Annotated in this window: 12 protein-coding genes; 1 reads left to right on the forward strand and 11 read right to left on the reverse strand. The window is 42.7% G+C overall.

The genetic code is table 11. From position 1 onward, the window contains the following. Positions 1 to 84: 84 nt before the first annotated feature. The 4 genes from AB4140_RS03490 to AB4140_RS03505 form a co-directional block, all read right to left on the reverse strand. Positions 85 to 513, reverse strand: coding sequence for a hypothetical protein (locus AB4140_RS03490; RefSeq protein ID WP_102438110.1), 429 nt, complete (start codon positions 511 to 513; stop codon positions 85 to 87). Then, positions 513 to 2135 (reverse strand): glutamate--cysteine ligase, encoded by a 1623-nt coding sequence (gene gshA / locus AB4140_RS03495; protein WP_277869089.1) that lies wholly within the window; start codon positions 2133 to 2135, stop codon positions 513 to 515. The genes AB4140_RS03490 and gshA overlap by 1 nt, the downstream gene beginning before the upstream one ends. A gap of 254 nt (positions 2136 to 2389) precedes the next feature. After that, positions 2390 to 5221: a M16 family metallopeptidase gene (locus tag AB4140_RS03500; protein WP_371999812.1), complete on the reverse strand. Its 2832-nt coding sequence runs from the start codon at positions 5219 to 5221 to the stop codon at positions 2390 to 2392. Positions 5222 to 5383: 162 nt separating this feature from the next. Continuing rightward, entirely contained in the window at positions 5384 to 5806 is a 423-nt protein-coding gene (locus AB4140_RS03505) for a YqaA family protein (protein WP_102438105.1), read from the reverse strand. 362 nt (positions 5807 to 6168) lie between these two features. On the opposite strand from AB4140_RS03505, the gene AB4140_RS03510 reads away from it, so the two are divergent. Then, entirely contained in the window at positions 6169 to 7416 is a 1248-nt protein-coding gene (locus AB4140_RS03510; RefSeq protein ID WP_102438103.1) for a dicarboxylate/amino acid:cation symporter, read from the forward strand. Between the two features lie 108 nt (positions 7417 to 7524). On the opposite strand, the gene AB4140_RS03515 is transcribed toward AB4140_RS03510, so the two are convergent. The 7 genes from AB4140_RS03515 to AB4140_RS03545 form a co-directional block, all read right to left on the reverse strand. Continuing rightward, positions 7525 to 8685: an alginate export family protein gene (locus tag AB4140_RS03515; protein ID WP_303446298.1), complete on the reverse strand. Its 1161-nt coding sequence runs from the start codon at positions 8683 to 8685 to the stop codon at positions 7525 to 7527. Between the two features lie 139 nt (positions 8686 to 8824). Continuing rightward, complete coding sequence (locus AB4140_RS03520; RefSeq protein ID WP_102438100.1) at positions 8825 to 9667, reverse strand: ABC transporter ATP-binding protein; 843 nt, start codon at positions 9665 to 9667, stop codon at positions 8825 to 8827. Positions 9668 to 9705: 38 nt separating this feature from the next. Beyond that, positions 9706 to 10659, reverse strand: a complete 954-nt coding sequence (locus tag AB4140_RS03525) for an ABC transporter permease (RefSeq protein ID WP_371999817.1) — start codon at positions 10657 to 10659, stop codon at positions 9706 to 9708. Positions 10660 to 10784: 125 nt separating this feature from the next. Beyond that, the gene (locus tag AB4140_RS03530; RefSeq protein ID WP_227006757.1) at positions 10785 to 12101 is read right to left on the reverse strand and encodes a CmpA/NrtA family ABC transporter substrate-binding protein; all 1317 of its coding nucleotides are present in this window, start codon (positions 12099 to 12101) and stop codon (positions 10785 to 10787) included. 677 nt (positions 12102 to 12778) lie between these two features. Continuing rightward, on the reverse strand, positions 12779 to 13909 hold the full coding sequence (locus tag AB4140_RS03535) for a sodium ion-translocating decarboxylase subunit beta (protein WP_102438094.1): 1131 nt from the start codon (positions 13907 to 13909) through the stop codon (positions 12779 to 12781). 8 nt (positions 13910 to 13917) lie between these two features. Beyond that, positions 13918 to 15705 carry a sodium-extruding oxaloacetate decarboxylase subunit alpha gene (gene oadA / locus AB4140_RS03540; RefSeq protein ID WP_102438092.1) on the reverse strand — a complete coding sequence of 596 codons (1788 nt, stop codon included), beginning with the start codon at positions 15703 to 15705 and terminating at the stop codon, positions 13918 to 13920. A gap of 17 nt (positions 15706 to 15722) precedes the next feature. Continuing rightward, positions 15723 to 15971 (reverse strand): OadG family protein, encoded by a 249-nt coding sequence (locus AB4140_RS03545; protein ID WP_076542995.1) that lies wholly within the window; start codon positions 15969 to 15971, stop codon positions 15723 to 15725. Between the last annotated feature and the right edge of the window lie 627 nt (positions 15972 to 16598).

Consider the following 16598-nt stretch of genomic DNA (forward strand, 5'->3'; position numbering starts at 1 on the left):
TAACATTTAATATCGGAATAAATGAGTAACTAAACCATTAAATTATTGCCTAATTGGGGACACTTATCGCGCCTAAGCGGCACATTAATTATCGGGGTTGGCAAACTCACATTCATGGGGCTCTTGCTGCCATATGACGGGTTGCCAGTAATCGGTATTCTCGCCAGTATAAATTCTATCTTGATTAAATTCAGCCGCTAAATGAAGCTGCAGGTGCGCTTTCACATCAACATCAATATTTTTAGGCTTACGGGCAGCAAGCTTAACTTTTAACTCAGGCGACTCAATGAGCTCTGCCACGGTAAACTCATGTTTTCCAGCGGTTAATTTATAATAAGGCCTTGAGATAACAGGCTTACCATCAAGATGAGTCACCACCACGCGATAAAGACTCTGCGAGGTCGGTGGGGTTATATAACTCGCCACCGAGCCACAGATAGCTTGCTCATCCACTGATGATGCACAGCCTTGTAATAGACCCAGCACCACCACAGATAAAGCTAGCCTTTTCATTAACGACACGCTGCGGCAGGTTTGGATAAGTCAGCAAAATAATCAGCTAAAAACTCATCAAAGCCGACACTCGGTAACGCTTCCGCCATATGCTGTTGAGCAAGTGATAGTGCCGCCTCTTCAACATAGCCAGCTTCCACCTCAGCGGATAATGGGTAGTCAGATAAATATTGCTGATAATCTAGCGCCAGTTTTTTCACCCAACTGCTATGATCTTGACCTTGATTAACCACATCGTCCAGCACGCGACCCGATAGGGTTAAACTTGGATCGTCGATAGCGGCTTGCCATTGCGATAATGCCTGTTGGTATGCATTACCAGAATCACCATCTAACAACTTAGCGAGGCGAGACAGAGGTTCAAATATGTCATTCAGCCATTGAGTGCGGCTAATTGACTGACCATTTTTAATTAGCTCAAGCCCAGGCTTTCGACCTTCAACTACCACAGCTTGCAAGTTAGCGGCGATTTCCTGCTCTGCAGCGCAATCACTTTTTTCTGATGACGACAGCAAGCAGTACAGCAAGAATAAGTCTAAAAATCTTACCTGACTGGCATCAATACCAATTGGGCTATAAGGGTTTACATCTAATGCACGCACTTCAATGTATTCAACTCCAGCGCGAGACAATGCCTCTGAAGGTTTCTCACCTGCTTTGGTGACTCGCTTGGCACGAATTGGCGAGTAAAACTCATTCTCAATTTGCAGCACATTGCTATTGAGCTGACGATATTCACCATCGACTTTAACGCCGATTTTCTCAAAACTGGCAGAAGGCATGCGAATGGCTTCGCCCACCCCTTGTAAATATTCAGGCAGTGAGTTGTAACTGATGTTTAAGCGTTCTTGCTCTTTATTGGTGTAACCTAAATCGCTCATACGAAGTGAAGTCGCATATGGCAGGTATAAGGTGCCCTTACCGGTTTTCTTAAAATCAAATCCGACGTTTTTATCTTTAATGAACGAGCCACACAGCGCAGGAGATGAACCGAAGAAATACGGTAATACCCAAACTAAACGGCGATAATTACGGATCATGCCAAAGTAAGACTCTGAGATGAACTCACAGCGCGACACTGACTTATCAGTACGTTCATATAAGCTATCCCACAATTGTTCAGAGACTGAAAAATTGAAATGCACCCCTGCAATAATTTGCATGAGTGCGCCGTATCTATGGGTTAAGCCTTTACGGTATAAGGTTTTCATTTGACCGTTATTAGAACTGCCATAACGGGCAATAGGAATATCTTTTTCATCGCCGACATAACACGGCATGCTCACAGGCCATAGCGTCTGGCCATTCATGTTTTTAACACTGTAGGCGTGAGTTTGAGTTAACCCTTCAAGTAAGGTGTCAATATTAGTATTCACCGGGGTAATGAACTCAAGTAAAGACTCACTATAATCAGTGGTAATACGAGAATGCGTTAAGGCTGAGCCGAGCTTTTGCGGATGGCTATCCATCGCGAGGTGGCCAGTGCTTTCGATGCGCAGCGCTTCGCGCTCAATGCCTCGTACCATGCCGAGTAAAGATTCACGCCCTTGGGCATTTGATAGATAATCGACTGTTTCATTGAATGAATTCAATTTGCTGTTCTCTTGTAGTGACTCGCTTATGCGACATTCAAACTGCTAGACCTGATATTTAGCACTAACATTTCTTTAAACCAATTAAAAGCATGTTATTAAACACATATGAGCTCACAGTAAAAAGCATTTTCAGCCATTCTACACTCACTATGTTTTACAAATAAAAAACGGTAACAGTTAACCTGTCACCGTTAATTACTAAATTCTAGCATTTTTAAATGGCTATCAAACCCTATATCTGATCTATATAAGGTTTTTTATCCTAAAAACAACTGCGATGCTTATTTTATTTCAACTATAGGATAGTCCAAAGCTTGCAACTTAGGCAGAATAGCAGCTTTATCGCCCACAATCAGCATCACCATCTGTGATAAGTCTAATTGCGTGGCAGCTAACTCATTTAGCTCAGCACGCGAAACTTGTTGAACAATATTTGCCTGCTGCTCAGTAAAGTTGTCATCAAGTTGGTAACGCTGAATCATCCGCATGAAGCCCGCTTTTTGATAAGGCGTTTCGTAGTCTAATGCTTTACCTTGTGAAATTGAGCTACGTAAAAAGCTTAATTCCGCTTCGCTCATGCCTTGCTGCTGATATTCATTAATCTCGTTAATAAACTCAATAAGTGATTCTGCAGTCACATCAGTGCGGACACTGGCTGAAGCCATAAATCGCCCCACTAAGCTATCACCATTAAAACCACTGCGAGCACCATAGGTATAACCTTTGTCTTCCCGCAAATTGAGGTTTATCCGACTGTTAAATGCGCCACCTAATGGGTAATTCATTAAGTAAGACTTAAAGTAGTCGCCTGTTGCATCATAGGTTAACGCCCGCTTACCAATATTAATAACCGACTGCGCCGCATCTGGTTTATCAATAATGTAAATGGTGCCACCAGCAAGCTCTGGTAATTGCGGTAATACAAATGGCGAGCTGGCACTGCCTTGCCAAGCTGCAAACGGGCTTAATAACGGCTGCACTTGTTGCTTGCTTAAATCAGATACCAGCACCATTTTGGCATTACCCGCTCGATACTGCTGCTGATAAAACTGTTTAACATCCTCAAGGGTTAATCCGGCAACACTTTCTAAGGTGCCAGAAGCATTGACGCTTAACGGGCTGTTTTCACCATAAAGTAACGATGAAAAGCCTTGGCGCGCTAAAAAGTTAGGATCTGACTCTTGATGCTGTAAACCTTGTAATTGCTGCTGTTTAAGGCGCTGAAAGTCAGCCTCAACAAAACCTGGGGTAAATAGCTTCTCTTGTAATATCGCTAAAGTCGGCGCGAGATTTTCAGTCAAACTTGAAAGCTGAATATAGCTTTGTGAGCCCGATGCACCAAAGGACACACTACTGCCAAGCATTTCTAATGCGCCAGCTAGTTCTTCAGTTGAACGTTTAGCGCTTGATTCATTGAGCATAGATGCCGTTAATGACGCCACGCCCGCTTTACCTTGGGGCGCAACGCGGTGGCCGCCTTCAAGATAAATCAGTAATTCAACGGTTGGAGTTTCATGGCTCTCAGTACCCATGACTTCAATACCATTGGTCAGTGAAGCATTCCATAACTCAGGCACTTTTAGTACTGGCGCATCACCCACCTTTGGCATAATAGTACGATCAAAGTTTGAGGTAATTTGTCTGACGTTATCGACGCCGCTCACGGCTTCTGGCGCTACCGGCATCATGGTTGGGGTAAAGTTATCTTCAGCGGCAATTAATTGTTTTGCCCCTTCAGGTACAACGCTCATGACCACCATAGGTTTGTCTTTGATATACGTATTAAACACCCGCATTACATCATCTTTGGTGACACTGGCATAACGGGCCAAGTCACTGGCTACCATGTCAGGGTTGTCAAAAAAGGTTTGATTGTAGGCCAGAGTTGATACCTTACCTTTTACACTTTGCATGCCAAAAATAGTATCGGCTTCAAACTGTACTTTAACCTTTTGTAAGTCATCATCTGTCACGCCACGCTGCTCAAACTCCTTAATAGAGTCATTAATTTTCTGCTCAAGCGTCGCAAGCGTTGCCCCCGAAGCGGGATTAGCCAGTGCATACAAGGTTAAGCTACAAGCTAACTCTTGGCATGGATGACCTACCGAGGCTTGTACTGCATAACCATCTTTGACTAAGTTTTTGTATAGCAGTGAGGTTTTACCGCCACCGAGAATATTGGCTAATAAATCCAGCGCGGCCTCATCTTTATGTCGAGCGTATACTGTGGGGAAACCCATATAAATCAGCGGCAAATGAACTTTATCTTCCATTGAAATATAACGGGTTTTATCTAAGACCACTGGGGTTTTAGGATCTGCTGACACCTCTGGACCACGTTTTAGCTCACCAAAATACTTATTCACCATGGCTAGTGTTTGCATTTCATCGAAATCACCACCAATGGTTAAGGTAGCGTTATTAGGGCCATACCAGCGCTTAAAGAAATTACGCACATCATCAACACTGGCACGTTCTAAATCTTCTGGCCAACCTATCACTGGCCACGAATACGGATGCCCAGCAGGATACATTGCTTGGTTAAAGCGCTCATTCAAACGGCCATAAGGTTGATTATCAATTCGCTGAGCGCGTTCATTTTTAACTGTCTCACGCTGGACTTCAAATTTTTCACTGGTCAATGCTGGCAATAAAAAGCCCATACGATCAGATTCAAGCCAGAGCATTTTTTCCAGCTGGTTGCTGGGTACAGTCTCAAAATAATTGGTTCTATCGGTATTGGTGGTGCCATTTAAGGTGCCACCAGCCTCAGTAACGACTTTGAAATGCTGCTCATCGCCGACATTTTGCGAGCCCTGAAACATCATGTGCTCAAATAAATGGGCAAAGCCACTGCGCCCCGCCACTTCACGAGCTGAGCCCACATGATAAGTGACGTCAACATGAACGAGAGGGTCTGAGGTATCTTGATGTAAAATCACCGTAAGACCATTTTCTAGCTGATATTTCTTATAAGGAATACCCACAGAGTCACTTTGAGCGACGGTTTCAACTAATGTGACCCCTTGAGGTAACGCAGGGGAAATTGTTGCTTCATGTGCGCAGCCACTAATGGCGATAGAGATCGCTGCTGCCAAGATCCATTTCTTCACTTATATACTCCTTGAAATCTAGCCAATGAAATCAGTCAATGTGATGCTATGAGTCGTTTTATACCTTGTTGGTTCAATCGCAGATAAAAATATCCTCTCCAATCAGATAGCTAACAACAGTGATCACCATAGGGTTTTATAAAAAAACCAATAACAGTTGTTTTACCATGCCAACATAAAGGCAGCCACTATTAATGAGTAACGAATCGTTTTACCGATTAACATCATGACAGTAGACGGGATAATAGGTAGCTTTAACCAGCCAGCGAGTAAACATAGAATATCGCCAATTAATGGCAACCAAGAAAGCAGCAACGCCCAATAGCCATATTTTTCAATTAATTTTAATCCATGTTGGTATTTCTTACTCGCTAGATCCTCTGGCGTCTTAGCAAAGCGACCTAAATAGCCTAAATAGTAACTGCTTATTGCTCCTAAGGTGTTACCAACACTGGCAGCCACCAGCAGCGCAAGCCAGGTTTCTGGTTGATCCGTAAGTAAGGCTACAAGTAAAACTTCTGAACCTCCTGGTAACAAAGTTGCCGCTAAAAAAGCCCCGCTGAACATTAACCACAATGCAGTCATTTACTTTACCTAATGATATCTATAGTGTTTTAGCCATTAAACTCGTAATATAAAAACGAGTTAACAAGCTGTTGAATTTCAATATGTAATTAACAAATTGAAAAAATGATATAAGTTATATTAAAAACGGTTTGTCCCGACGATATTCGCTGAATACAATTCGAAAAATATTACCTAAAAGACTCTAATTAGGCTGGCTTAAAATAGCCTGAAGTCAATGGCTAAACTCAGTTTATACCGCTAACGTAATACATAGCTACAATGACTATTCAATGGCCTTTTGTGTGATTGTATAAGGTTATTGAAATAATAATCCTCTTGCTGGTAACGACTGGCAAGCATAATAAATAGTTGGAACCTTGATGATTTTTCAAACCTTGAAACGCATTCCTTTTTGGCAAAAAGTACTCGCAGGCTTTGCCTTAGGTATCCTTGCAGGTGTAGCTTTAGGCGAAAGTGCAGTAATACTAAAACCTTTAGGTGATTTATTTATTAGCGCCATCAAAATGTTGGTTGCACCTTTAGTTTTTTGCGCCATCGTTGTCAGTATTACCTCATTAGGCTCACAAGCTAATTTAAAGCGCTTAAGCTTTAAAACCTTAGGCATGTTCATGTTTACTGGCACCATGGCATCGTTTATTGGTTTAGCCATTGGTAGCTCATTTGATATGGGCGGCAGTTTAGAACTAGCGACCTCAGAAGTGCGCGACCGTGATATCCCAGGGTTTGCCCAAGTGTTACTTAATATGATCCCAGTAAACCCTTTTGCATCATTAGCTGAAGGTAAAGTCCTGCAAATTATTGTGTTTGCAGCGCTCGTTGGTATTGCAATTAACGCCGTTGGTGAAAAGGCAGAGCCACTTAAGCGCACCATTGAAGCAGGTTCAGAAGTAATGTTTGAACTAACCCGTATGGTATTAAAGCTTACCCCTATCGGCGTGTTCGGCTTGATGGCATGGGTTGTTGGTGAATACGGCCTGTCAACTTTACTGCCATTAGGTAAGTTTATTGTGGCTATTTATGTGGCTGCATTAATTCATATTATTTTTGTTTATGGTGGTTTAGTGAAGTTTGCTGCCGGCCTAAGCCCTGTACAATTTTTCCGTAAAGCCATGCCTGCTCAACTAGTGGCATTTAGCACCGCATCAAGTTTTGGCACCTTACCAGCAAGTAGTAAATGTACTGAGTCTATGGGTGTATCAAAGCGCTATAGCGCCTTTGTATTGCCGTTAGGCGCTACCATGAACATGGATGGCTGTGGCGGTATTTACCCTGCTATTGCGGCGATATTTATTGCGCAAATTTACGGTATTCCACTGGATATGACCGACTACATGCTCATTGCGGTAACGGCAACTGTGGCGTCAGTAGGTACAGCAGGTGTTCCAGGTAGTGCGATGGTGATGCTAACAGTGACCTTGGGCGTGGTTGGTTTACCCCTTGAAGGCATTGCCTTTATCGCCGCTATTGACCGCGTTATTGATATGATCCGCACCGCAACCAATGTCACTGGTGACATGATGACAGCTGTGGTTGTTGGCAAAAGCGAAGGCCAATTCGATGAGCAACAATTTTATTCAGATGAAAAAGCGCTAAATCAAGCGGCTTAAATCGAGTCGCTCAGCAGCGAAAATTTATTAAAAAACGGCTAACTCAAACTGAGTTAGCCGTTTTTATTTAAGCGTTAACTGTTCAGACCAACTGCTTAAAAGCTACGGCTAGAACTTAGCATTAGCCCATAACCACAGTTTATCAGTATCGACTTTACCTGCAGCAGTATCGCCTTTTGAATACGCGGCGTATTTAATCCCTAAGGTATAATTTTTTGTCACCGGCACGCTGAAGACTGCATTAATTTCAGACCCTAAATCATCCACTAAAGCCGATGATTCATCAGCCTCAAAATCGTGATATACCAGCGCCCATTTACCGCCAATCACCTTACCGCCAATTGAGGCGTAAAGATCGGCTAAGCCTTGTTTAGGGGTTGATAAAAACTGATCTGACCAACCATTAAAGCCATGCAAGGTCGCTAAAGGTGTTTGGAAACCATAGTCGCCGCCGTCTGATCCCAATACTTCATAACCCACTTTAATAGTAATCGCCGAAAAACCGACTCCAGCCTCAACGCTCATATAATCAGCTGAATAGGACAAGTCTGCGTTATCAGAATCCTGGGTGGCATACTCTGCTGAATACAATACTTTGATATCACCCACATCGGTATTACCAGCAAAGCGTAAACCATAGGTATCAAGGCCGTTATCAATGGCGCTATCTTCTTCTAGTAAATACCCATAACCACTTAAGGTACCAAAATCGGTTTTTAGTGAAGCATTTATCAGGTTATCTTTTGAATCGATATCTTTTTCCTGTGCAAAGATACGATTACGCTGGCTGATATAGCCGTAGTCAATTTTAAATACATCGTTAAATTTGTACTCTAACATCACCCCATCGAAGGTCTGTCTATCTTGACGCCAGCCCACATGACCCACAAAGCGTTGGTTATCAAAGGTAATGACTTGGCGACCACCTTTAACGGTAAAGCCTTCATAGTTATATTTTAAAAAGAATTGATCAAACTCGGTGGTTTCTGGATCGGCAATCACTGAATATTGCGGATTTTTACCTAAGGTATTGTTGTAATCATCAACGCCGGCGACCACACGTGAATCTTCAAACTCAAGGGTGGACGAAAAACCATAGTAATCAGCTGTGGCATAAGTCAGACGAGTGCGAAGGGTTAAACCATCAGCATCTTTTAAGGCATTATCTTGATCAACCATTTCATAACGCAAATTCAAGTCGACCTTAACGCTGCCTTGGGTGACCGCATCAGCAACGGACTGGGTCGTTTCAGCATGAGCCGAGCCCATGGCCAACAAGGTTAATGATAGCGGCGCCGCAAGGCTTACTATCGATTTGGTTAATTTGCTATTAATCAGTGCAGCGAGTTGCTTCTGTTTCATCATCTTTCCTTTTATATTTATAACTAAACTGTTCCATGCATCAGTGTTAAACCGCTTCAGCCTGTTCATCTGATGTAGTTAATGACTTACTAATATTAATAGGCTCTACTTTGCGCTGTTTCTCATAAAGAAACTTCAGTACTTCGGCCCGCAAACGGTTGTATTCAGGATCTTCTGCTAGCGCCAGACGATCTCTTGGGCGGGGTAAATCAACTGCAAGAATTTCACCCACGGTTGCTTCTGGGCCATTGGTCATCATCACAATGTTGTCTGACAGCAATACCGCTTCATCCACGTCATGGGTGATCATGATGACGGTATTATTAAGCTCCAGTTGAATTTCCATCAGCGAGTCTTGCATATGGGCTCGGGTCAAAGCATCGAGCGCCCCAAAAGGCTCATCCATCAATAGCACTTCAGGTTCCATTGCCAAGGCTCTGGCGATGCCCACTCGTTGTTTCATGCCGCCTGATATTTCACTGGGCAGTTTGTGCATCGCATGATCCATATGCACTAGGCTCAGGTTGTATTCAATCCATTGCTTCATTTCAGCTTTTGACTTAGTGCCTTTAAACACCTGCTTTACTGCTAATTCCACATTTTGATATGAGGTTAACCAAGGCAATAAAGAGTGGTTTTGAAACACCACAGCTCGCTCAGGGCCGGGCTCTGAGACTTCAGTACTATTTAAAATCACCCCACCTTTAGTGGCTTGATATAGCCCCGCCACAATATTGAGTACGGTTGATTTACCACACCCCGAGTGACCAATAAGCGAGACAAACTCGCCTTTATTAATTTTTAAATTGACTTCCTTTAGCGCCTTAAACGGCCCATTTGGGGTTGGGAAGTCCATGTCGATATTACTAATATCTAAAAATACACTCATAAGATTTATCCTTATTCCTCAACGAACTCTTCAACCAGTTAGTGACTTTTATCCCAAGAGAACCAGCGCTGTAGTGCCAGTACGCCACGGTCTAACAAAAAGCCAATAAAGCCAATCACAATCACTGCCGCCATTATTCGTGACAGAGATTCTGAACTGCCGTTTTGGAACTCATCCCAAACAAACTTTCCAAGCCCAGGGTTTTGCGCCAACATTTCTGCGGCAATTAACACCATCCATGCCACTCCTAGGGATAAACGCATGCCAGTAAAAATCAGTGGTATTGATGCTGGTAGCACGATTTTTTGTACGTGGGTTAACGGTGATAAGCGCAGCACCCGGCTGACATTGAGTAAGTCAGAATCAATGGATGCCACCCCTATTGAGGTATTGATGACCATCGGCCACAGACTACAGAGGGTGACGGTTAACATGGAGTTGATAAATGATTTAGAGAACATAGGATCTGGTGACACATATAACGCGCTCACCACCATGGTCACCAACGGCAACCATGCCAGTGGTGACACAGGTTTGAATATTTGCACTATCGGATTAACCGCTGCATTAACGGTTTTACTTAACCCCATCCAGATCCCCATGGGGATAGCAATAATGGCGGCTAGTATAAACCCAGACATAACCGTGATAAGTGAGGTCACTATCTGATCGAAGAAGGTTTCCTTACCGGTATACGTTCTGGTTTTCGCTTGATAACTGGGATCGGCAGCCAGCCTTGCATTATTGCGAACTTGTTGGCGCTCATAAAAAGCCGCCGCCTTTTCTCGCTCGGCATTATGCTCTTGGTAAAGCCCATCGAACTGACCTATAACAGCCACAGGACCAGGAAACTTACCTAGGGATGTATTAATATTATTGGCTGTAATTGACCAAATAACCAAAAACACGGTAATACCGATGAGCGGTAATAATAATGCTTTGCTCATTGCCGCTGATTTGGCTAACAACGAAGTTACAGCCGACTTATCCATAGGGAGTCTCTGCGCTAATCTTGCAATGGTTGTCATAGGTCTATCCTCACTTCGATAGCTCTTACTTGCATAAAATCTGAATCAAACTCGACATAAAACTCGAGATAAAGTACTTAAGCTCAGGCTTACAGTTTGTCGCCTTGTTTTAATCCGATACTGAACTTGTTGATATAGGCATTCGGTGCACTACCGTCATACACAATGTCATCAATAAAATGTTGCTGCGGCTTTTTAAAGCCCGTTTCAGTAGCAAAGTCAGGGAAATGTTTGGCATCAATACTTTTATCATCAATTAACGATTGCGCCGCTTTTGCATAGATATCTGGACGGTAAACCTTGGCAGCTATCTCTTTGTACCAAGTATCAGGCTTATCATCTGAAATCTGTCCCCAACGACGCATTTGGGTTAAGTACCAAATCGCATCTGAGTAATATGGGTAGGTTGCGTTATAACGAAAGAACACGTTGAAATCAGGCACCGCGCGCTTATCACCTTTCTCATATTCAAAGGTGCCCGTCATGCTATTGGCAATCACATCGTAATCAGCGCCAACATAGTTAGATTGAGATAAGATTTTCACAGCTGCTGGGCGGTTAGCATTGTTGTTTTCGTCTAACCATTTAGCCGCTTTAATTAATGCTCTAGTTAAGCGAATAGTGGTGTTTGGATACTTTTCAGCAAATTCTGCAGTAATACCAAATACTTTTTCAGGGTTATCTTTCCAAATTTCATAATCGGTAACCACTGGCACCCCGATACCTTTAAATACCGCTTGTTGGTTCCAAGGCTCACCAACGCAGTAGCCATAGATGGTGCCAGCTTCAAGGGTTGATGGCATTTGTGGTGGCGGCGTAACAGATAAGTAAGCTTCAGCGTCAAGTTGTCCTGAAGTATCACCTTTGTGAGGCGCATAAAAACCGGGGTGAATACCACCAGCGGCTAACCAATAACGTAGTTCATAGTTGTGGGTAGAGACTGGAAATACCATGCCCATTTTAAAGGGCTTACCTTGCTCGTTATATTTATCTACCACAGGTTTGAGCGAGTCTGCTTTAATGGGATGAACCGGTTTACCATCAGCATTTTTAGCGATGTTAGGCTTCATTTGCGCCCAAATATCATTGGATACAGTAATAGCATTACCATTTAAATCCATTGAAAAAGGCGTAATGATATGGGCTTTGGTACCATAACCAATCGTGGCTGCAATAGGCTGACCTGCTAGCATATGCGCCCCATCTAAGCGGCCATCAATCACGCCGTCCAGTAACACTTTCCAGTTAGCTTGAGCTTCGATGGTGACGTATAAGCCTTCTTCTTCGAAATAACCATTTTCATAAGCGATAGCGATAGGCGCCATATCGGTCAGTTTAATAAAACCAAATGTCAGCTCTTCTTTTTCAGGAAAGCCTACTTCTGCAGTGGCAACATTAACTTGCATCGCTGCACCAATACTTAGCGCGACCGCAAGCTGTTTAAAAGACGTTTTCCAGTTCATCGTTTATCCCTTTTAAGTTTAAAATGACTTAAAACAAAAAAGGCGCTTTAATTATCCCTAAGGAATAATTAAAGCGCCTTTGCTTTATCGTTAATGTGTTCCATCTTGTCGCTCTGCATAAATATTCAACAAACTGCAGATTAAACCAATAAATAGTCTCAATGACGAGTATTGTTGTCATAGTCCATTCAGTAACCATGCCATAAATGTAAACCTCTGTTATAAATGATTAAATGTGTTTGCAACTGAAAAACCTATTGCCCCTAAGCGTCCGTAACGGTGCAAGATAAAATACTGTTGCACTTTTTTGGGCAGCATTTAACTTTAGACTAGCACCGGAACTTGGGGTTTAGTTGCTGACTGTGTAGGTGATTGCGTATGTGATTGTGATTGTGATTGTGATTGTGTTAGTCGCAGAGTAAATGATTAAGTCATGGCTGTGTCGATAACTAAACCGATAGATAAGCAAATGAAATTGAGCTACCGATATAAAAAAGCCACTTAATCTGGTGATTAAGTGGCTTTTATTTAGCAACTAATGCGAGTAACTAATCTGAATCACTAACTTAAGCTAATTGAGACGCATTAGCTGATGGTTACTCTTGTTGAAACAACTCTGGTTAGCCTAATACCGCAAGTAGTACACCTGCAGCAACAGCACTACCTAATACACCAGCCACGTTTGGCCCCATAGCATGCATCAGCAAGAAGTTTTGGTTATTAGCTTCAAGACCTACCTTGTTAACAACGCGCGCCGCCATCGGCACTGCAGAAACTCCTGCTGCGCCAATCAATGGGTTAACTTTGCCACCAGATAGCTTAGACATGAACTTCGCCATTAATACCCCTGAAGCAGTACCAATACTAAATGCCACGGCACCTAAAATAAGAATACCCAAGGTTTCAATGCGTAAGAACTGTTCTGCCTGTAATTTAGAGCCTACAGCTAAACCTAAAAAGATAGTCACAATATTGATAAGCTCGTTTTGCGCGGTAGAAGATAGTCTATCAACCACGCCAGACTCACGCATTAAGTTACCTAAACAGAACATGCCCACTAAAGGCGACGCCGCTGGTAGGAACAAAATCGTTAGACCGACAACCATCAAGGGAAAGATAATTTTCTCTTTCTTACTGACTTCACGTAGCTGCTCCATTTTGATGCTACGCTCTGACTCATTGGTTAATAGACGCATAATTGGCGGCTGAATTAACGGCACTAATGCCATGTATGAATAAGCTGCAACAGCAATCGCACCTAATAAATCAGGGGCTAGTTTTGAGGCTAAGAAAATCGCAGTTGGACCATCTGCACCACCAATAATCGCAATGGCTGCGGCGTCAGTCATGCTGAACTCAAAACCCGGCACCACATTAAGAGCAATTGCACCTAATAAAGTCGCAAATATCCCGAATTGGGCTGCAGCGCCCAACAATAAGGTTTTTGGGTTAGCGATTAATGCACCAAAATCGGTTAATGCCCCCACGCCCATGAAAATCAGTAATGGAAATATGCCGGTCTCAATGCCCACATGGTAGGCGTACCAAAGTAAGCCGCCTTCTTCAGTGAAACCCGCATTTGGAATATTCGCCAGTATGGCACCAAACCCAATAGGCAATAATAGTAATGGCTCGAAGCCTTTTGCTATTGCGAGATACAGTAATAAACCGCCTATTGCCATCATAAATAATTGATCAAGTGCGAAGTTAGCAATGCCTGTCTCAGACCAAAAGGCCAGTAATCCTTCCATGCTATCTCCTACGCTAATGCTAACAATGGTGAACCAACCGAAACGGCATCACCTTGCTTAACTGAAATATTTTTGATGAAACCTGTTATTGCTGCGCGCACTTCAGTTTCCATTTTCATTGCTTCAAGGATTAACACCACATCACCTTCATTGACGTGATCGCCATCGTTTACCAATACTTTAAAAATATTACCCGACAGCGGTGCATTCATGGTGGCTTTCACTTCATCGCTCACAGGTGCAGCAGCAACAGTTGGAGCAACGGCAGCAGGTGCTGCTGATGTCGGCACGATCTGGCTGATATCGCCTCCTTCGCTTACCTCAACCACAAAGCTTTGTCCTTGCACATTAACAGTGTAGGTTTCAGCGCCTTTTTCAGCTTTAGCCGCAGGCACGGCCATATCATCAGCACTTGGCACTGGCTCAAAGGCATCAGGGTTACCGCGATTAGTCAGGAACTTAAGACCAATTTGATTAAATAGGGCATAGGTCATTACATCATCATCAGTTTCTGCGGCTAATGTAATACCGTCTTTCTTAGCGATGTCAGCAAGCTCGCTGCGAAGCTTATCTAATTCAGGTTCAATTAAATCTGCAGGGCGACAAGTAATAGCCTCTGCGCCATTTAATACCCGTGCTTGCAGCTCGGCATTAACCGGAGCCGGCGTTGCACCGTATTCGCCTTTCAGTACACCTTCGGTTTCTTTAGCTAAGGTTTTATAACGCTCGCCCATTAAGACATTAATCACTGACTGGGTGCCGACAATTTGCGAGGTTGGTGTAACCAATGGCAAAAAGCCAAGATCTTCACGCACACGAGGGATCTCTTCTAACACCTCATCCATTTTATCTGCAGCGCCCTGCTCTTTGAGCTGGTTTTCCATGTTAGTTAACATGCCACCTGGCACTTGTGCACGAAGAATACGTGAATCAATGCCTTTAAGCGCCCCTTCAAAACGGGCATATTTCTTACGTACTTCTCTAAAGTAAGCGGCAATTTCTTCTAATGCTGCCATGTCGTAACCCGTGGCGCGGCCCGAGTCTTCTGCCATAGCAACTAATGTTTCAGTAGCTGAATGGCCATAGGTTTGGCTCATGGTTGAAATCGCGGTATCAAGAATATCAACACCAGCCTCAATGGCTTTTTGATAGGTTGCAGTACTTAAACCCGTTGTAGCATGACAATGCATAGAAACGGTTAAGTCAGTTTGAGATTTTAAACGGCTGATAAGATCATAAGCTTGCATTGGCTTAAGTAAGCCTGCCATATCCTTGATGCACAGTGAGTCACAGCCCATGTCTTCAAGGTTTTTAGCCATATCAACCCAAGTATCTACGTTATGAACTGGGCTGCTAGTAAATGAAATCGTACCTTGTGCATGACCGCCGACTTGCTTAACTGCTTTAACCGCAGTTTCTAAGTTACGCACATCATTCATGGCATCGAAAATTCTGAAAACATCAACACCATTGGTATGGGCACGCTCAACAAAGCGGGTCACCACATCATCGGCGTAATGACGATAGCCTAATAAATTCTGACCACGCAATAGCATTTGCTGTGGTGTATTTGGCATCGCCTTTTTCAGCTCTCTGATACGATCCCAAGGGTCTTCGCCTAAATAACGAATACAAGAATCAAACGTAGCACCGCCCCAAGACTCTAAAGACCAAAAACCAATTTTATCCAGTAAAGGTGCAATAGGTAACATATCGTCTAAACGTAAGCGCGTGGCTAAAATAGATTGATGGGCGTCTCGTAATACTACATCTGTTAACGCTAAAGGCTTGCTCATGATAACTCCTAAACGATTTAATCTTTGGCACGATACTGGTGAATAGCAGAAGTGATAGCTGCTATTAACTTAGGATCAATTGATGTCGCAGCTGCGGGTACAGGTGTAGGCGCATTAGCAACAACAGGCTGAATGTCTGACTGACATAATCTAGCTACAAGATTAATGCCGATAATTAATATGCTTAAAAATATAAAAACTAAGCTCATCCCCATTATCATCATGCCCAAGGCATCCAATAATTGCTCGGATATTGATGATGTCATAAACCCTCTCTTGTCATTATGTGCAATTAAAAATTGCCCACAGGATCAGTTCCAATGTTTACACGTCAATAACGTCTGCTGAATAAATTGCACCAAAACGATGCGGCATCAACAAAAGGAATAATTATTCATTCAGCATAAGCTGTTTTTATTCCATTAAAATCCACCAGTTCAGCGATTAAACTACCCTGTGATTTTTTATCGACGAAAAATATAACCAATCTATAACAATTAATCCAACACCTTGTAAATTGGTCAGACCAAAATTAATAAGATTAAGCCCACCTTGGTGATAATTCGATAAAAATAGTTCACATATAATGAAGAATCTTCATTTTTGATTACTTTATCAGGAAAATGATAAGGTCATGACAAGATCTATATAAAAAGAGATATCAGAAATAAGAACAGCTATATTCACCAAAATTGTGCAGATGCTCTATTTAGCATAAATATGTAGTGGTTTTTGTAATTTATGGCTCATCATCAAGTTGTAGTTAAAATAAAAGCATACAAAACTAATTAACCAAGCTAAGTACAATTAATCAACTAGAGTGAACCTACTAACCAGCATGACTGAAGGATTTATCCAAATTTTGATGTGGTTCTGTAACCCTCCCTTAAAAT

Origin of the sequence: Shewanella sp. 10N.286.51.B2 (genome assembly GCF_041469265.1) — a bacterium.
Classification (GTDB): Bacteria; Pseudomonadota; Gammaproteobacteria; order Enterobacterales; family Shewanellaceae; genus Shewanella.